The organism is Natronorubrum thiooxidans (genome assembly GCF_900156475.1).
Lineage (GTDB): Archaea > Halobacteriota > Halobacteria > Halobacteriales > Natrialbaceae > Natronorubrum > Natronorubrum thiooxidans.
Genome location: NZ_FTNR01000007.1, coordinates 131,565 through 146,208, shown reverse-complemented (window position 1 = coordinate 146,208; position 14,644 = coordinate 131,565). Strand labels below are relative to the sequence as shown.

14 protein-coding genes are annotated in these 14,644 nt (G+C 59.5%); 6 read left to right on the top strand and 8 right to left on the bottom strand.

Going from position 1 to position 14,644, the window contains the following annotated elements; genetic code table 11:
* Nucleotides 1–5 precede the first annotated feature (5 nt).
* Nucleotides 6–251, top strand: a complete 246-nt coding sequence (locus BW940_RS11295; RefSeq protein ID WP_076609315.1) for a DUF7508 domain-containing protein — start codon at nucleotides 6–8, stop codon at nucleotides 249–251.
* 417 nt (nucleotides 252–668) lie between these two features.
* Nucleotides 669–2,873, top strand: coding sequence for an AAA family ATPase (locus BW940_RS11290; protein ID WP_076609314.1), 2,205 nt, complete (start codon nucleotides 669–671; stop codon nucleotides 2,871–2,873).
* Between the two features lie 398 nt (nucleotides 2,874–3,271).
* Here BW940_RS11290 and BW940_RS11285 read toward each other — a convergent pair whose 3' ends face one another.
* The gene (locus BW940_RS11285) at nucleotides 3,272–3,736 is read right to left on the bottom strand and encodes a MaoC/PaaZ C-terminal domain-containing protein (RefSeq protein WP_076609313.1); all 465 of its coding nucleotides are present in this window, start codon (nucleotides 3,734–3,736) and stop codon (nucleotides 3,272–3,274) included.
* Nucleotides 3,737–3,866: 130 nt separating this feature from the next.
* On the opposite strand from BW940_RS11285, the gene BW940_RS11280 reads away from it, so the two are divergent.
* Nucleotides 3,867–5,009, top strand: coding sequence for an acyl-CoA dehydrogenase (locus tag BW940_RS11280; protein WP_076609312.1), 1,143 nt, complete (start codon nucleotides 3,867–3,869; stop codon nucleotides 5,007–5,009).
* 118 nt (nucleotides 5,010–5,127) lie between these two features.
* On the opposite strand, the gene BW940_RS11275 is transcribed toward BW940_RS11280, so the two are convergent.
* On the bottom strand, nucleotides 5,128–5,544 hold the full coding sequence (locus BW940_RS11275) for a cobalamin B12-binding domain-containing protein (RefSeq protein ID WP_076609311.1): 417 nt from the start codon (nucleotides 5,542–5,544) through the stop codon (nucleotides 5,128–5,130).
* A 112-nt stretch (nucleotides 5,545–5,656) separates the two neighbouring features.
* Here BW940_RS11275 and BW940_RS11270 point away from each other — a divergent pair, with 112 nt between their 5' ends.
* Complete coding sequence (locus BW940_RS11270; protein WP_076609310.1) at nucleotides 5,657–6,166, top strand: GNAT family N-acetyltransferase; 510 nt, start codon at nucleotides 5,657–5,659, stop codon at nucleotides 6,164–6,166.
* A gap of 35 nt (nucleotides 6,167–6,201) precedes the next feature.
* On the opposite strand, the gene BW940_RS11265 is transcribed toward BW940_RS11270, so the two are convergent.
* Nucleotides 6,202–7,902: an acyl-CoA mutase large subunit family protein gene (locus tag BW940_RS11265; RefSeq protein ID WP_076609309.1), complete on the bottom strand. Its 1,701-nt coding sequence runs from the start codon at nucleotides 7,900–7,902 to the stop codon at nucleotides 6,202–6,204.
* 170 nt (nucleotides 7,903–8,072) lie between these two features.
* Between BW940_RS11265 and BW940_RS11260 the strand changes: the two genes are divergently transcribed.
* Nucleotides 8,073–8,507 (top strand): universal stress protein, encoded by a 435-nt coding sequence (locus BW940_RS11260; protein WP_076609308.1) that lies wholly within the window; start codon nucleotides 8,073–8,075, stop codon nucleotides 8,505–8,507.
* A gap of 246 nt (nucleotides 8,508–8,753) precedes the next feature.
* Here the strand turns inward: BW940_RS11260 and BW940_RS21810 are convergent, their stop codons facing one another.
* The 5 genes from BW940_RS21810 to BW940_RS11240 form a co-directional block, all read right to left on the bottom strand.
* Nucleotides 8,754–8,918 carry a hypothetical protein gene (locus BW940_RS21810; protein ID WP_173834881.1) on the bottom strand — a complete coding sequence of 55 codons (165 nt, stop codon included), beginning with the start codon at nucleotides 8,916–8,918 and terminating at the stop codon, nucleotides 8,754–8,756.
* A gap of 21 nt (nucleotides 8,919–8,939) precedes the next feature.
* Entirely contained in the window at nucleotides 8,940–10,610 is a 1,671-nt protein-coding gene (locus BW940_RS11255; RefSeq protein ID WP_076609307.1) for a sodium:solute symporter family protein, read from the bottom strand.
* Complete coding sequence (locus BW940_RS11250; RefSeq protein WP_076609306.1) at nucleotides 10,597–10,896, bottom strand: hypothetical protein; 300 nt, start codon at nucleotides 10,894–10,896, stop codon at nucleotides 10,597–10,599. Before BW940_RS11250 ends, BW940_RS11255 begins: the two co-directional genes overlap by 14 nt.
* Before the next feature lie 224 nt (nucleotides 10,897–11,120).
* Complete coding sequence (locus BW940_RS11245) at nucleotides 11,121–11,810, bottom strand: haloacid dehalogenase type II (protein ID WP_076609305.1); 690 nt, start codon at nucleotides 11,808–11,810, stop codon at nucleotides 11,121–11,123.
* An 82-nt stretch (nucleotides 11,811–11,892) separates the two neighbouring features.
* The gene (locus BW940_RS11240) at nucleotides 11,893–12,777 is read right to left on the bottom strand and encodes a halocarboxylic acid dehydrogenase DehI family protein (protein ID WP_076609304.1); all 885 of its coding nucleotides are present in this window, start codon (nucleotides 12,775–12,777) and stop codon (nucleotides 11,893–11,895) included.
* Between the two features lie 183 nt (nucleotides 12,778–12,960).
* Here BW940_RS11240 and BW940_RS11235 point away from each other — a divergent pair, with 183 nt between their 5' ends.
* Entirely contained in the window at nucleotides 12,961–14,595 is a 1,635-nt protein-coding gene (locus tag BW940_RS11235; protein ID WP_076609303.1) for an acyl-CoA synthetase, read from the top strand.
* Nucleotides 14,596–14,644: the final 49 nt, after the last annotated feature.

Genomic DNA, 14,644 nt, shown 5'->3' with positions numbered 1-14,644 from the left:
ATATCATGCCGCTTCAGAAACCATGGCATGACCTCGATCGAAGCGCCGTTGCTAGCGCCCCCGATCGGCCGGGCGTCTACGAACTCGGCGACGGATCGGGAACGGTGCTCGCAGTCGACCACGGGGTGCTCCGCGACGAACTCAAAACGGCGCTCGCCTACGGCGACGGCGACCGCGTCCGCTGGACTGAGACCCACACACTCGAGCAGGCTCGCGACCTCGCTGCCGAGCATCGCGCCCGACTCGAGTGATGGCTTTTTTCCAGACGGCACTCGCGATCAGCCCCATTGTTCGGATAGCTGTGTGACTCGGTTACAATCGCTGAAACGCGTTTTGACGCCGCTGTACAGCATTTCTCGAGTGACGGGTGAGATAGGAGTGCGTAGCGAACCCTGCTATCGCAAAACAACCAGACGGAACGGTGTTACGGCAGATCGAAAGATGCTGTAACACTCGTCAATCAGAGAGACGATGGCGTATATCCTGTAGAACCGCTACAGAACGGCCAGAGTGTTGATTTTCGGCTTCTGTTACGGCAAAAACCAAGTGAGTATGACCGGGGGGTAGCCATTGGAACTGTTGTTGATACAGCGCACACTGGGAACGGCCGATTTCGACGCCCGTTGATGGGACAATTCTCAAGATGACCCGCCCGAAAGGAACAGTGTATGAGCCAGTCGGATTCGGATGGCGTGTCGCTGACGGTTCGCGCCGCCGAAAAACGGGACGCTGGACGGGGTGTCGCACGAATCCCGGAACTGGCACGCCGACAACTCGGCGTGTTGAGCGGCGACACTGTCGTGATCGAGGGAGAACAGGCGACGGTCGCGAAGATGTGGCCGGCAGATCCGTCGGTGCCGGAGAACGTCATCCAGATCGACGGCGATACACGCGCAAACGCCGAGGCACACGTCGGTGATACGGTTACTGTCCGAACGAAAGACACGTCGACGATCGCCGAAGCGGAGCAGGTGACACTCGTTCCGCCGGCGTCGTTTACCGACAGCCAGCAGGGCGTTGCCGAACGCACGGCGGCCAAGACGCTCCGAAATCGTCCAGTGCGGGCCGGTGAACAGATCCGGATCGAAGGGCTTGACCAGAACCCGTTCAAAGTCACCGATACCGACCCCGATGGGGACGTTCGGATTACGAGTACAACCACGGTTCGAATCGTCGGAACTGGCACGGAGTCCGAACGGGGGGGTTCCTCGAGTGCTAGCCGGGACAGGGGTCGGACCAAGGGCGATAAACCCAGTTCGGGAGATTCGTCGTCCGACGACGCCGAAACGACGCTCTCCCCTGGTGTCACGTATGAGGATATCGGCGGGTTAGACGAGGAACTCGAGCTCGTCCGCGAGATGATCGAGCTCCCGCTGTCGGAGCCGGAGCTGTTCCAGCGACTCGGCGTCGAGCCACCCTCGGGCGTTTTGCTCTACGGACCGCCGGGCACGGGCAAAACGCTCATTGCCCGCGCCGTCGCCAACGAGGTCGACGCCCACTTCGAGACGATTTCCGGCCCGGAGATCATGTCGAAGTACAAAGGCGAGTCAGAAGAGCGACTCCGTGACGTGTTCGAGACGGCCCAAAAAAACGCGCCGACGATCATCTTCTTCGATGAAATCGACTCGATTGCCGGCACCCGCGACGACGAGGGGGATGCCGAAAACCGGATCGTCGGGCAGTTGTTGACCCTGATGGACGGCCTCGACGCCCGTGGCGAGGTGATCGTTATTGGGGCGACCAACCGCGTCGATACGATCGATCCCGCCCTCCGCCGTGGTGGGCGATTCGACCGCGAGATCCAGATCGGTGTCCCAGATGTTGCGGGCCGCAAAGAGATCCTCGAGGTCCACACGCGCGGGATGCCACTCGCAGACGACGTCAGTATTGACGCGATCGCCCGCCGAACGCACGGCTTTGTCGGCGCGGATCTCGATGCAGTCGCAAGCGAGGCAGCAATGGCTGCGATCCGGGATCGGCCGACTGACGCCGACGATCGGACGGCGTGGAATCGTGACCCTGCCGTCACCAAAGCCCACTTCGATGCCGCGCTCGCGGCCGTCGAACCCTCCGCGATGCGCGAGTACGTCGCCGAATCGCCGACGACGGACTTTTCGGACGTTGGTGGCCTCGAGGAAGCAAAACAGGTCCTCCAGGAGTCGGTCGAGTGGCCGCTGACCTACGAGCGACTCTTCGAGGAGACCAACACCAACCCACCCTCTGGGGTCTTGCTCTATGGGCCGCCGGGAACCGGAAAAACGTTGCTCGCACGAGCACTGGCGGGTGAAACCGACGTTAACTTCGTTCGCGTCGACGGACCAGAGATCGTCGACCGCTACGTCGGCGAGAGCGAGAAGGCGATCCGCGAAGTGTTCGAGCGTGCCCGCCAGTCCGCGCCATCGATCGTCTTTTTCGACGAGATCGACGCGATCACTGCCGCTCGCGGCGAAGGTGGCCACGAGGTCACCGAACGCGTCGTCTCACAGCTCCTGACGGAACTCGACGGGATGCGCGAGAACCCGAACCTCGTCGTACTGGCTGCGACCAACCGCAAGGATCATATTGACCCCGCCCTCCTTCGACCCGGTCGGCTCGATACGCACGTGCTCGTCCCCGAGCCGGACCACGACGCTCGCGAGCAAATCCTCGAGGTCCACACGCGCGGGAAGCCACTCAACGACGATATCGATATCTCGGCGCTGGCGGCGGAGCTCGAGGGATACACCGGTGCAGACCTCGAGGCGCTGGTTCGAACTGCCTCGATGAAAGCCATCCGAGAGGTCGCCGACGCGTACGATCCCGAGGAGGCAAACGCCAGGGCTGCGGAGGTCGTCATCGAACGTCGCCACCTCGAGGCGGCGCGCCAGAAATAATAGTAAATGGATAGTTCTACGGTTATATAAAATTCTATATATGATCTCCCGGGATCGAGTTCCGTCGCTCCAGTTGACTCCTCGAGTAAACGAGTTTCGATGGTTTTGGGGTTGCTGAGTGCCGTATTCAACGGATAGCGTCCCTCGAGCGTGAGAAACGATGCTGTAATGGACTCGACCGAATTTCGCGTGTTTGACGCTCGAAACAGTATGTCAGTCCGTTTCTCGCCCGGTTTAGAGCTGTTTTTCGTGGCTCGATACTCGAGCGGGTCCGTTCCGGAGCGACCCCAATTTCGATTCGGCCGGTCTCTCAATTCGTCTTTTGATATCTAAACTACCATCTTTGAATACTACTCGATAACTCGAAACTCCTGTCGACAGCTGTTACGAGCGCTGGGCTATTCCGCGGCCGTGAGCACGAAGAACTTCAGGTCACCCTGAAAGACGATGGTCTCGTCTTGTGTTGTCATCTCCGTTTCGAAGACGACCAGGCCGACGTCGTCACGGCTCTCCAGCGACTTCGTCTCGGCGACTTCGATCTCGAGCGAGACGGTTTCGCCGATGTGGACCGGGTTGGGCAGATCCATATAGTTCATGCCCAGAAACGCGTAGGCGGTTCGCTCGAGAATGCCGATCCGCATGACCATGCCGATCGCCTGGACGAACGTCATCGGGCCGTGGACGATTCGCTCGCCGAAATCCCGCTCTTTGGCGTGCTCGGCGTTCGTGTGCAACTCGTTCCAGTCGCTGGTCATCGCGGAGTGCATAACGACGTCCGTTTCAGTGATCGTTCGACCGGGGCTCTGAAACGTCTGACCCTCCTCGAACTCCTCGAAGTGGTGTGGCTCGTAACTGTATGCCATACTGCACCTATTCTAGCCCATCGCACATATTCTTTCGCGGCTGGACTCGTCGTGGAGACTGTTGGTCGAGCACTACGAGGTGGCTTCCTAAAGAGGAAAATCTATACGAAAGACGTGTGAAGTATGAGATATGGACTTCAGTCTCACGGCCGAACAGCGCCAGATTACCGAGATGGTTTCGGAGTTCGTCGATGAAGAGATCATACCGGTCGCCGACGAGATCGACAAAAAAGACGAGTTCCCGCAGGATATCGTCGATGAACTCGCCGAACTCGGATTGATGGGGATGCCGTTCCCCGAGGAGTACGGCGGTGCTGGACTCGATTACCACACCTATCCGGCGGCCCTCGAGGAAATCTCGCGTGGCTCCGGCGGGCTTGGAACGATCGTCGCCGCCCACATCTCGCTTGCGGGGAACATGCTGTATGAGTTCGGTAACCACGAACAGAAAAAAGAATATCTCACGCCTGTCGCAGAAGGCACCGACATCGGTGCGTTCGCTCTCTCGGAGGCCGGTGCGGGCAGCGACGTGCCGGCGATGGAGACGACGGCGGAAAAAGACGGCGACGGCTACCTGATCAACGGCGGCAAGCTCTGGATCTCGAACGGCTCGGTCGCCGATACAGTGACCCTGTTCGCCAAAACGGACCCCGACGCGGGCAACAAGGGAATCTCCTCGTTCATCGTCCGTCCCGAGGAAGACGACGGATTCATTGTCGAAGGCACGGAGGACAAACTCGGCGACAAGGGCTGTCCGACGGCCGAACTTCGATTTGACGATCTCTGGATTCCAGAAGACCGTCTGCTCGGCGACGAGGGAGACGGCTTCGTGCAGGCACTGAAGACGCTCAACGGCGGCCGTATCACGATCGCGGCCCGGTCGATCGGGATCGCACAGGCGGCCCTCGACGAGGCTGCCAAATACAGCCAGGACCGCGAACAGTTCGATCAGCCGATCAGCGAGTTCCAGGCGATCCAGCACAAACTCGCCGACATGGACACGAAAACGCGCGCTGCCCGCCTGCTCATGCACGACGCCGCCGACAAGAAGATTCGCGGCGAGAACTTCATCAAAGAGGCCGCACAGGCGAAACTCTACGCCTCCGAGGTCTCGCGTGAAGTCGCAAACGAAGGCATCCAGATCCACGGTGGCTACGGCTACACCAAGGACTTCCCCGCCGAGCGATTCTACCGCGACGCCAAACTCAACGAGATCTACGAGGGCACCAGCGAAGTGTTGCGGAACACGATCGCCCAACACCTGCTGAACTGAGACTAGTCGGGCCAGTCGAACATTTTTTGAACCGGCATGATTCGAACCGCCTCGAGAGTCGATGACTGCTCACGAAGGCACGCCTCGAGTGGCTCGAGTAGTCGGTCGTGTTCGTCGGTTATCGCTCGGGTGCGTTCTCGCGGACGAACTCGATCGTCTCCTCGATCGACGTCCCGGGGCCGAAGATCGCTGCGACGCCCTCGTCTTTGAGCGCCGTCCGATCTTCGTCCGGAATCACACCGCCGGCGAGGACGAGCGTGTCGTCTTTCGCGCCGTACTCCTCGAGGCCGTCCATGATCTTCGGGACGAGCGTGTCGTGAGCGCCCGAGAGAATCGAGATCCCGAGGACGTCGACGTCCTCCTGGACCGCCGCCTGAACGACGTCGTCGGGCGCTTTGTGCAGTCCGGAGTAGATGACCTCGAAGCCGGCGTCACGGAACGCTCGAGCGATCACGTGTGCGCCACGGTCGTGTCCGTCGAGCCCGACTTTTGCGACCATACACCGAATACTCTGCTGTTCGCTGTCAGTACTCATACCGCTCCGTTTTATTGGAGGGAGTATGATTCTATCGAAATTCGAGGTGTATCGTCCCGAATCGTACCACGCTGGGGAAAAACGTTAATTTGACATAGGTCTTTGTCAACATATGACAATACGTGAAGCGACCACCGACGATGTCGACGCAATCCAGGATGTCGCCCACGCCTCGTGGACCGAAGACTACCCAGATATCCTGAGTCGGGAGTCTATTCAGGAAGGGTTCGACGAGTGGTACTCCGACGACCTCGTTCGAGACTCGATTATCTGGTCGCGCGCACTCATGCTGGTCGCCGAGCGTGACGACGAGGTTGTCGGCTTCGCCCACGCCGTCTGGAATCTCGACGACAAAGAAGGAAACATCCTTCGGGTCTATGTCGTGCCGGAGCACCGCAACGCTGGACTCGGGCAGCAACTACTCGAGGAGACACGCGATCGGCTTGTCGACCAGGGTGTCGAGCGGATCAACGCGATGGTGCTCGAAGCCAACGAACCCGGCAATGCGTTCTACCGCGGGTTCGGCTTCGAGCAGGTCGCGACGGAACCGATCACCATCGGTGGGGACACGTATACGGAGTGTACGTACGTCCTCGAGCCAACAGAAGCGGCCAACGAGTAGCTCGCTGACGGTCCGTAGCGGCCAGAACGGCCGGATCAGACGGGGCTGAGCTCTTCCTGGTAGGCGCCGTGGTGGTCCTCGAAGACCTGCATGATCTCGCCCATCGTCACGTAGGCTTTGACGGCGTCGATGATGTACGGCATGACGTTCTCCTCGGAATCGATCGCATCCGACAGCGCCTCGAGGGTGGCCTCGACCTCGTCGTCGTCGCGCTCGTCTTTGACGCGCTCGAGTCGCTCGAGTTGGCGGTCGCGCGTCGTCTCGTCGATCTGGAGGATCTCCGGGGAGGTGTCCTCTTCGATGGTGTACTTGTTGACGCCGACGACGACTTCCTCGCCGCGTTCGACGCGCTGTTGGTACTCGTAGCTCGACTCCTGGATTTCACGCTGGAAGTAGCCCTGATCGATGCCATCGAGGACGCCGTCGCGGACCGAGCCGTCGCCGATCTCTTTGATCTCCTCGATGTAGCCCATGATCTCGGCTTCCATCTCGTTGGTGAGTTTCTCGATGGCGTAGCTGCCACCCATCGGGTCGACAATGTCGGCCGCGCCGGACTCGTCGGCGATGATCTGCTGGGTTCGCAGCGCGACGCGGACGGCCTTCTCGCTCGGGAGCGCGAGCGCCTCGTCGAAGCTGTTCGTGTGCAGCGACTGCGTGCCGCCGAGGACGCCCGCGAGCGCCTGAATCGTGACGCGAGCGATGTTGTTCAGCGGCTGCTGGGCGGTCAGGGACTGGCCTGCGGTCTGGGTGTGGAACTTCAGCCGTTTCGATTCGGGCTGGTCTGCGTCGTACCACTCCTCCATCACGCGGGCGTACACGCGACGGGAGGCGCGGAACTTGGCGATCTCTTCGAAGATGGAGTTGTGGGAGTTGAAGAAAAACGAGAGAAGGGGGGCAAAGTCGTCGACGTCGAGGCCGCGCTCGAGCGTGTCCTCGACGTAGGCGAATCCGTCGGCGAGGGTGAACGCGGCCTCCTGGGCTGCCGTTGAGCCGGCTTCACGGATGTGATAGCCCGAGATGGAGACCGGATGAAAATTCGGTGTCTCATCGACGGCGAATTCGATGGTGTCGGTGACGATCTTCAGCGACGGATCCGGGGGAATCACCCACTCTTTCTGAGCGATGAACTCTTTGAGCATGTCGTTCTGGAGGGTTCCGCGCACCTTGTCGCGTGGAACACCTTGCTGGTCGGCCAGCGCGATGTACATCGCGTAGATGACGGCCGCGGAGGGATTGATCGTAAACGATGTGGAGACTTCGTCGATGTCGATGCCGTCGAAGAGGATCTCCATATCGGCGAGGGTGTCGACGGCGACGCCCTCTTTGCCGACCTCGCCCTCGCTCATCGGATGATCCGAGTCGATTCCCATCAGCGACGGCATGTCGAACGCCGTCGAGAGGCCGGTCTGGCCCTCGTCGATCAGGTAATGAAATCGTTCGTTGGTCTCCTCAGCGGTCCCGAAGCCGGCGAACTGGCGCATCGTCCACGTCCGTCCGCGGTACATCGTTGGGTACGGACCACGCGTGTACGGCGGCTCCCCAGGAAACCCGAGATCGTCTTCGAAATCGAGGTCGGCGATGTCTTCGGGCGTGTAGAGTCGATCGACCTCGTGGTTCGAGATCGTTGCGAACCGGTCCTTTCGCTCGCCGTGGCGCTCGAGCACGGGATCGCGCGTCTCTTCTTCCCACTGGTCCCGTCGCTCACGAATCCCCTCGAGCTCGTTTTCATCGAACATTGGTATGACCATGAGTGCCAAGATTCTAAAGTCTTGTTATCGGTCTGCTGGAGAGTCTGTCACATACACCGACGTATCCAGCCTATGGGCCGCAGTGGATGCGTTCTGTCTCGATTCCTCGCACCCCTTTTATCCCAAATGATTAAGTAATGCAGACTCGAGTGTCACTTATGCACACGATTTTGCTCCCGGTCGATGAGAGCGAGTCACGGGCAACACGAGCGGCTGAAACCGTTATCGACCTTCCCGGTGGCCCGGAAGAGAAAGCAGTCGTTCTGGTCAACGTCTCCGAGTCGACCAAACAGCCCTGGTTACGGGAGTTCGAAACACAACGCGCCGAAGGGAAGGCGGACCCTGAGCTGCCAGACAGCACGAACGCAGCGTATGAACTGCTCATGGAGCACGGAATCGACGTCGAAACGCGATTTGAGCGAGGCGACGTTACCGACCAGATTCTCGCCGTCGCCGACGAGATCGATGCCGACAACATCATTATGAGCGGCCGAAAGAAGAGTGCGGCCGGAAAAATGCTGTTCGGGAGTGTCACCCAGTCGGTGTTGCTCGAGTCGACACGGCCGGTGACCGTGTTACTCGACGAGTCGTAATTGCTCGAGACTGCTTTTGTCGACGATAGTCGGTCGATACCGGGATAGCGGGAGTGACAGTTTCGACCGACGGAAGGCACACGCCCTGCGATGGGTGTGTTCGTTGGTTCCGTCGTTCGATACGAGCCGCGAACGACGCCGCCTTCCCGACTAGCCAGTGTTCGAACACGTGCTACTCGAGGCACAGCGTCCGATCCTGTTGATCAGGGACGCCTGATCTGGCAGCAGCGAAAACAGATGGAGTCGTTAGTCTTCTTTTCGATACTCGACCCAGCTGAACACGGCGAGGATGATCCATCCGACGGCGATGAGTCCCGTGAGCTGGTTGTCGTTGTGGACGGCGATCGCTGCGGTTCCGATACCGATGAGCAACCACACCACCGTTCCGATTTTGGAGCCAAAGAGCTGCATACTGTGAGAGTAGAGAGTAGGTTACCAGGGTTGGATGCCCCACCAGAGGATCGGGAGCATCAACACGGCGAGGATAATGAGCGGTACGGCACTGGTAAACCGCTCGACATCGTCGTCCGGGTAGCCGTGCATCTCGTTGATCAGGTTGCGGTTCGATTCCGGATCGACGTTCAACGAGCCGACTCGTTCCGCGATCAACGAGACGACGACGAACGTGAGAATCGACAGTGGGAACGCGATCATGATCGCGTCGATACCGAGTGCTGCCGTTAGTCCCTCCCCACCGGCTCCGATACTGCCGAACGCGTGCGGTGAGAGCACGAGGACGGTAAGGAAGCCGACGGCACTCGAGGCGAGTGCGCCGTAGCGGTTCACGCGGGCGGACCAGACGCCGAGGACGATCACGGGTGTGATCGCGGCGGCACTGATCGCGAACGCCCAGAGGATACTGACGACGAGGAACGCCGGCGGGTTGAGCGCGATCAGTGCGACGATCAGCCCGGAGGCGATAATGGCGGCGTAGCCGAACTGCGTCTTGCGGTCTTCGGTGACGTCGAGTTCGAAGGCTTCGATGACGTCGTTTGCGACGGCAGCACTGATCGCGAGCATGTGACCGCTCACGGTCGAGAGTCCACCGGCGATCGCACCGGCGACGACGTACCCGGTGATCGAGTTCCCGCTGAACGCGAAGTTCAGGTAGAAGATCATCTTGTCGAAGTCGGCTTCGGCGATTTCGAACCCTTCCTGACCGAGCCAGTAGACGCCGGCGAACGCGACGGAATAGATCGTCGCGAACATCAGGCCCGTCACGAGGACGAACCAGAACACGGTCTTTCGACCGGACTCAACGCTTCGACTGGTAAAGATCCGCTGGGCGAGGTGGGGCATCCCGATTGGTCCCAGCGCCATCGCCAGGAACATCGCGAAGTACCACCTCGTATCGAAGGTCATGTCGAAAAAGCCTGGGTTGGTCTGTTGCATCTCCGGCACGAGGTCACCGTAGCCAAGTGGCGGGAAGAACCAGCCCGAGGAGCCGAGCTGGTTCAGGACGAACATCATCGGAATAAAGGCCGCGGTGAGCATGATCCAGAACTGGAGGGCGGAGTTGTACGACACACCCCACATCCCGGCGATCACGACGTATCCGGTGACCAACACGGCGATGACAAACAGTGAGAGCGTGTAGTCCCACCCGAACAGAATCTCGGCGATTTGGGCCAGACCGATGAACTGCCCGAGGGCGTACATTAGCATGACGAACACGATGAGCAGCGCCATCACGACCGACATCGTGTTGCCGTAGCGATCCTTGCAGAACGTCGCGGGCGTGTACGAGCCGAGTCGGCGCAGCGTCTGTCCGTACAGGATGACGATCAGCGGGATCGACAGCAGGAAATTGGTCCACACTGCCAGGAACGGCATCTGAACCTGGACCATCAGCGCGACGACACCCATGAACGTCGCCAGACTCTCCCACGTCGCGGAGATGGCGGAGCCATTGACGAACGACCCGATCGTTCGTCCAGCAACCATGTAGTCGTCGCTGCCCTGGATGTTGCTTTTCATGTAGTAGCTGATCCCGTAGAACACGAGGAACATCACGACGATGATCCCGATCGGGATCACGAGATCGGTGAACGTCTCCTGGAACGGGTACTCCCCGGCCTGTTGTAATGGTTTAATCATCATCATCACCCGCTACACCGATATCGTCAGCTGCTCCAACGCTCCCTGTAGACGCTTTCAGCTGTTCTTTCTCTTCCATAATTGACGACGTAATGTACTGGTAGTAAATCCAGTACAGGACGAACATTGCTACCGGCCCACCAGCCACTAACCAAAAGTAGTGGAACGGGAACCCCAACACCATGAGATCGGGGGTCCCGAACATCGTGAACCAGATCCCCGAGTGGATGACACCAATGAGTGCTAACGCTGCAGTCAATGATGCCAGTGCTTCCTTGGTATGTGTCTGCATACACTACTCCCCGTCATATTCCAAGTATTAAATTGTTATGTATGTGGTGTGCCTATTATTCGGCCACGAATCGAGTACGGGTACAACTCAAATAAAATTCATCTACTAAATACTAATTTGAAAACATTTATAAGGGTATTATACGCCTCCGCGGTGATCGACATCGCCGCCGAGTCGGGGATTCGAACGGCGTACCCGACAGTTTTCAGAACTGTTTAGACACTCTATACGCCGAGTTCGGTCGCGAACTCGTCGAACGTCTCGACTGTTAGATCCGGTTCATCCGCGAACGGATCCCAGATGCCGTTCGTTCGGTCGATCCAGACCCCCTGCATGCCCGCGTGCATCGCGCCCTGGACGTCGAACGTCGGCCCAGCGGCGTGAGCGATCGACTCGAGTGGTGTCCCCGTCTGTTCCGCCGCGTACTGATAAATCTCGCTGTCGGGTTTGAACGTCTGAATCTCGTCTGCACTGATCGTCCCCGCGAGTATCGACTCGAGAGCAGCCGTCTCGACCATCGACTCGAGCATTTCGGGGTTACCGTTCGACACCACGAAAACGTCGTATCCGGCCTCGGTAATCGCCTCGAGTCCACTTCGGACGTCCTCGAACGGATCGAGATCGTGATACGTCGCAAGGATTTCCTCGATCGTCTCCGATGGCAGGTCGACATCGTGTCTCGCAAGGGCAAAACGCAGTGCATCCCGGTTCATGTCGTAGAACGGCTGATAACTGTCGGTGAAGTTGCTCACCATCGTATACATGAGCGACCGGCTGCGCCACTGATCGGAGATTGACTGGATCTGCTCGGTGTCAACGTACGCCTCGAGTGCTGTTTTGACGGCAGCCGGGTCGACGAGGGTTCCATACGAGTCCACGGTGATCGTTTCGACGGCGGTCGGATCGAATGACATACTGTACCGATTCGCCCGCCCTGACAATATACTATGGGTAGATTTCACACGTTTGCCGTCGAAATCTGGAATCGGGAGTCGCTTACTCGAGCGAGCGGCTGCCAACAGCGCCGACCGTTGTCGCGTACACCGGCAGCGCCGGCACGACGGTCTCGATCGCACCCTGATTGAACTCCCGGAACAGGCCCTGGAGTTCGTCAATCGCCGCTCTCTCTATCCCCTGCCGCTCGAGCGAGTCGGGACCGAGTTGCGGTGTGTAGGGCAGCGAGTCGACGTACTCGTTTACCGCCGTCCGAGCATCGTCGACTGCCGTCGAAAACCCATCGCTCTGGAGCACTGGCTCGATATCGTTCCACATCGGGCCGACAAACCCAGGCCACTGGGCGAGCGTCCGATAAATACTCGGCAGGCCGTCCTCGAGTCCGTGGAACGACTGGATGGCGGAGACTGTCTCGGACAATTCGGCCGGTGTCTCGTCGACTGCGACCATCGTCGGCGGCCGTCCGCGGTCGGTATCGAGCCAGGCTGGCAGCGGTGCAGTTGCGTGACGAGTACGGTCAGGATCGGTTCCGATCGGCTCCTCGGAAAGCGCTCGATCCACGAGTTCGAAGAGGACGGCAAGGCGCGGGGCGACGATATCGTAGGTCGCGAGTTGCCCGCGAAGTTCGCCGTATTCGGCCGGGGTGATCTCGAGTTCGCCACAGCGGTAGGTCGGCACTGATGTCTCTTTTTCGACCGCCGAGAGGACGGTGTCGCGATACGCGACCGAAAGCTGGCCGAAGCGGGCCGTCTGGAACGCCGGTTTCACTTGTCCCCAGGCATAGCGAACGAACTCGGGATAGTTCGCGATCGTCGTCCGGAAGATCCAGTTGACGATCGGTGCTCTAAACGTTCGTTTGACGTCGTCGTACAGTCCCCGCTGCCATCCCGTTGCGTCGAGTTCGTACAGTTGCTTGCTCGTGTCCATACGCGAGTAGTGGCGTGTTCTCTGTTAAATGTTCCCACAACACGTTCGGTTCCGAGCGAAATCGACACTCGCTATCGGGGGTGGAGCGGCAAACTATGATTTCCAGAGCCTATAGCCGTTGATATCGGTAAGAATGATGGAATCAGCAAAACATTAAAGCAGGCATGCTATGATTGGTCGAGTATGGGTGTGGATTACGATACCATAGTTGAGGAGTTCGAATGGGACATTCCGGAATCATACACGGTCACGTCGACTGTCGTCGACCACGCAGCGTCGTTCGGCGACCGGGTTGCGATCCACTTTCTGGACGAGGACGGCCACCGCGAGGAGCGGACCTACGCCGATCTTCGCGACGAAATGAACCGCTTTGCGAACGGCCTCGAACAACTGGGCGTCGAACAGGGCGATCGGATCATGCACCTGCTTCCGCGCCATCCAGATACGTTTGCCATTCAGCTTGGCGCACTCGAGACGGGATCGCTGCTCGTCCCCTGTTCGTCGATGCTGCGGACAAAAGACATCGAGTTCCGTGCAAACGACTGTAACGCGACGTCCATCGTCGTCCACGAGTCGCTCACCGACATGGTCGAGCCCATTCTCGAGGACACGCCACTCGAGCGCGTGATCGTTCTCGATGGCGACGAATCCAACCTCGACGACGACCGCTGGACGACGTTCCAGTCGGTGATCGACGGGCAGTCGACCGACTACGATGGCCCCGACCTCTCGGCTGAGGATCCGATGTCGATCAACTACACCAGCGGGACGACCGGCCAGCCGAAACCGGTCCTGCACAAACACCGCTGGCAGTACTGCTTCAATCAGATCAACGCCCCATACTGGTGGGGCGTCGACGAGGACACCGACCTCGAGGAGGAACTGCTCTGGGCGACGACCGGAACCGGCTGGGCCAAGTGGTTCTGGAGCCCGGTCGGCGTCGGACTGACCACTGGGGCGACCCAGCTCATCTACGACGGCGATTTCGAGCCCGAGACGTTCCTCGAGATCCTCGAGGACGAAGGTGTCACGAAACTCTGTGCGGTCCCGACCCAGTACCGGATGTTCGCGAACGCCGACCTCGATTCCTACGACGTCCAGTTGAACGACACGCTGTCGGCGGGCGAACCCCTCAATCGCGAGCCGATCGAGCGCATTCAGGATGCCTGGGGCGTCACGCCACGCGACGGCTACGGCCAGACTGAGACGGTCGCACTCGTGACGAACTACCCGGGAATCGACGTTAAGATCGGGAGCATGGGGAAACCAACCCCCGGTTCCGGTGCGACGATCATCGAAGTCGACGAGGAAATAGAGGCCGAACCCGGCGAGATCGGCGAGATCGCGGTACCAGTCGACTCCCCAGCGATCTTCGACGGCTACTACGAGAAGCCGGACCTCGACGAACAGAAACTCTCGAGCGAGTACTACCGAACCGGAGATCTGGCCTCCCGAGACGAAGACGGCTACTTCTTCTTCGAAGGCCGCGCCGACGACATCATCATCTCCTCGGGCTACCGTATCGGTCCCTTTGAGGTCGAAGACGCACTCGTCAGCCACGACGCCGTCGCCGAAGCTGCCGCCGTCGACAGCCCACACGAGGAACGTGGGAGCGTCGTCAAGACCTACGTGATCCTTGCCGAGGGCTACGAGGGAAGCGACGACCTCAAGACCGAACTCCAGGAGTTCATGAAAGAGGAGACGGCACCCTACAAGTACCCGCGCCGGATCGAGTTCGCCGACGAACTCCCCAAGACCTCGAGTGGGAAGATCCGCCGCGTCGAACTGCGAGAACAGGAACAGCAAAAACACAGCTAATCCGCTCGGACGACTGATTATCGACGTCAGTCCCGTCTGATCGGTTCTC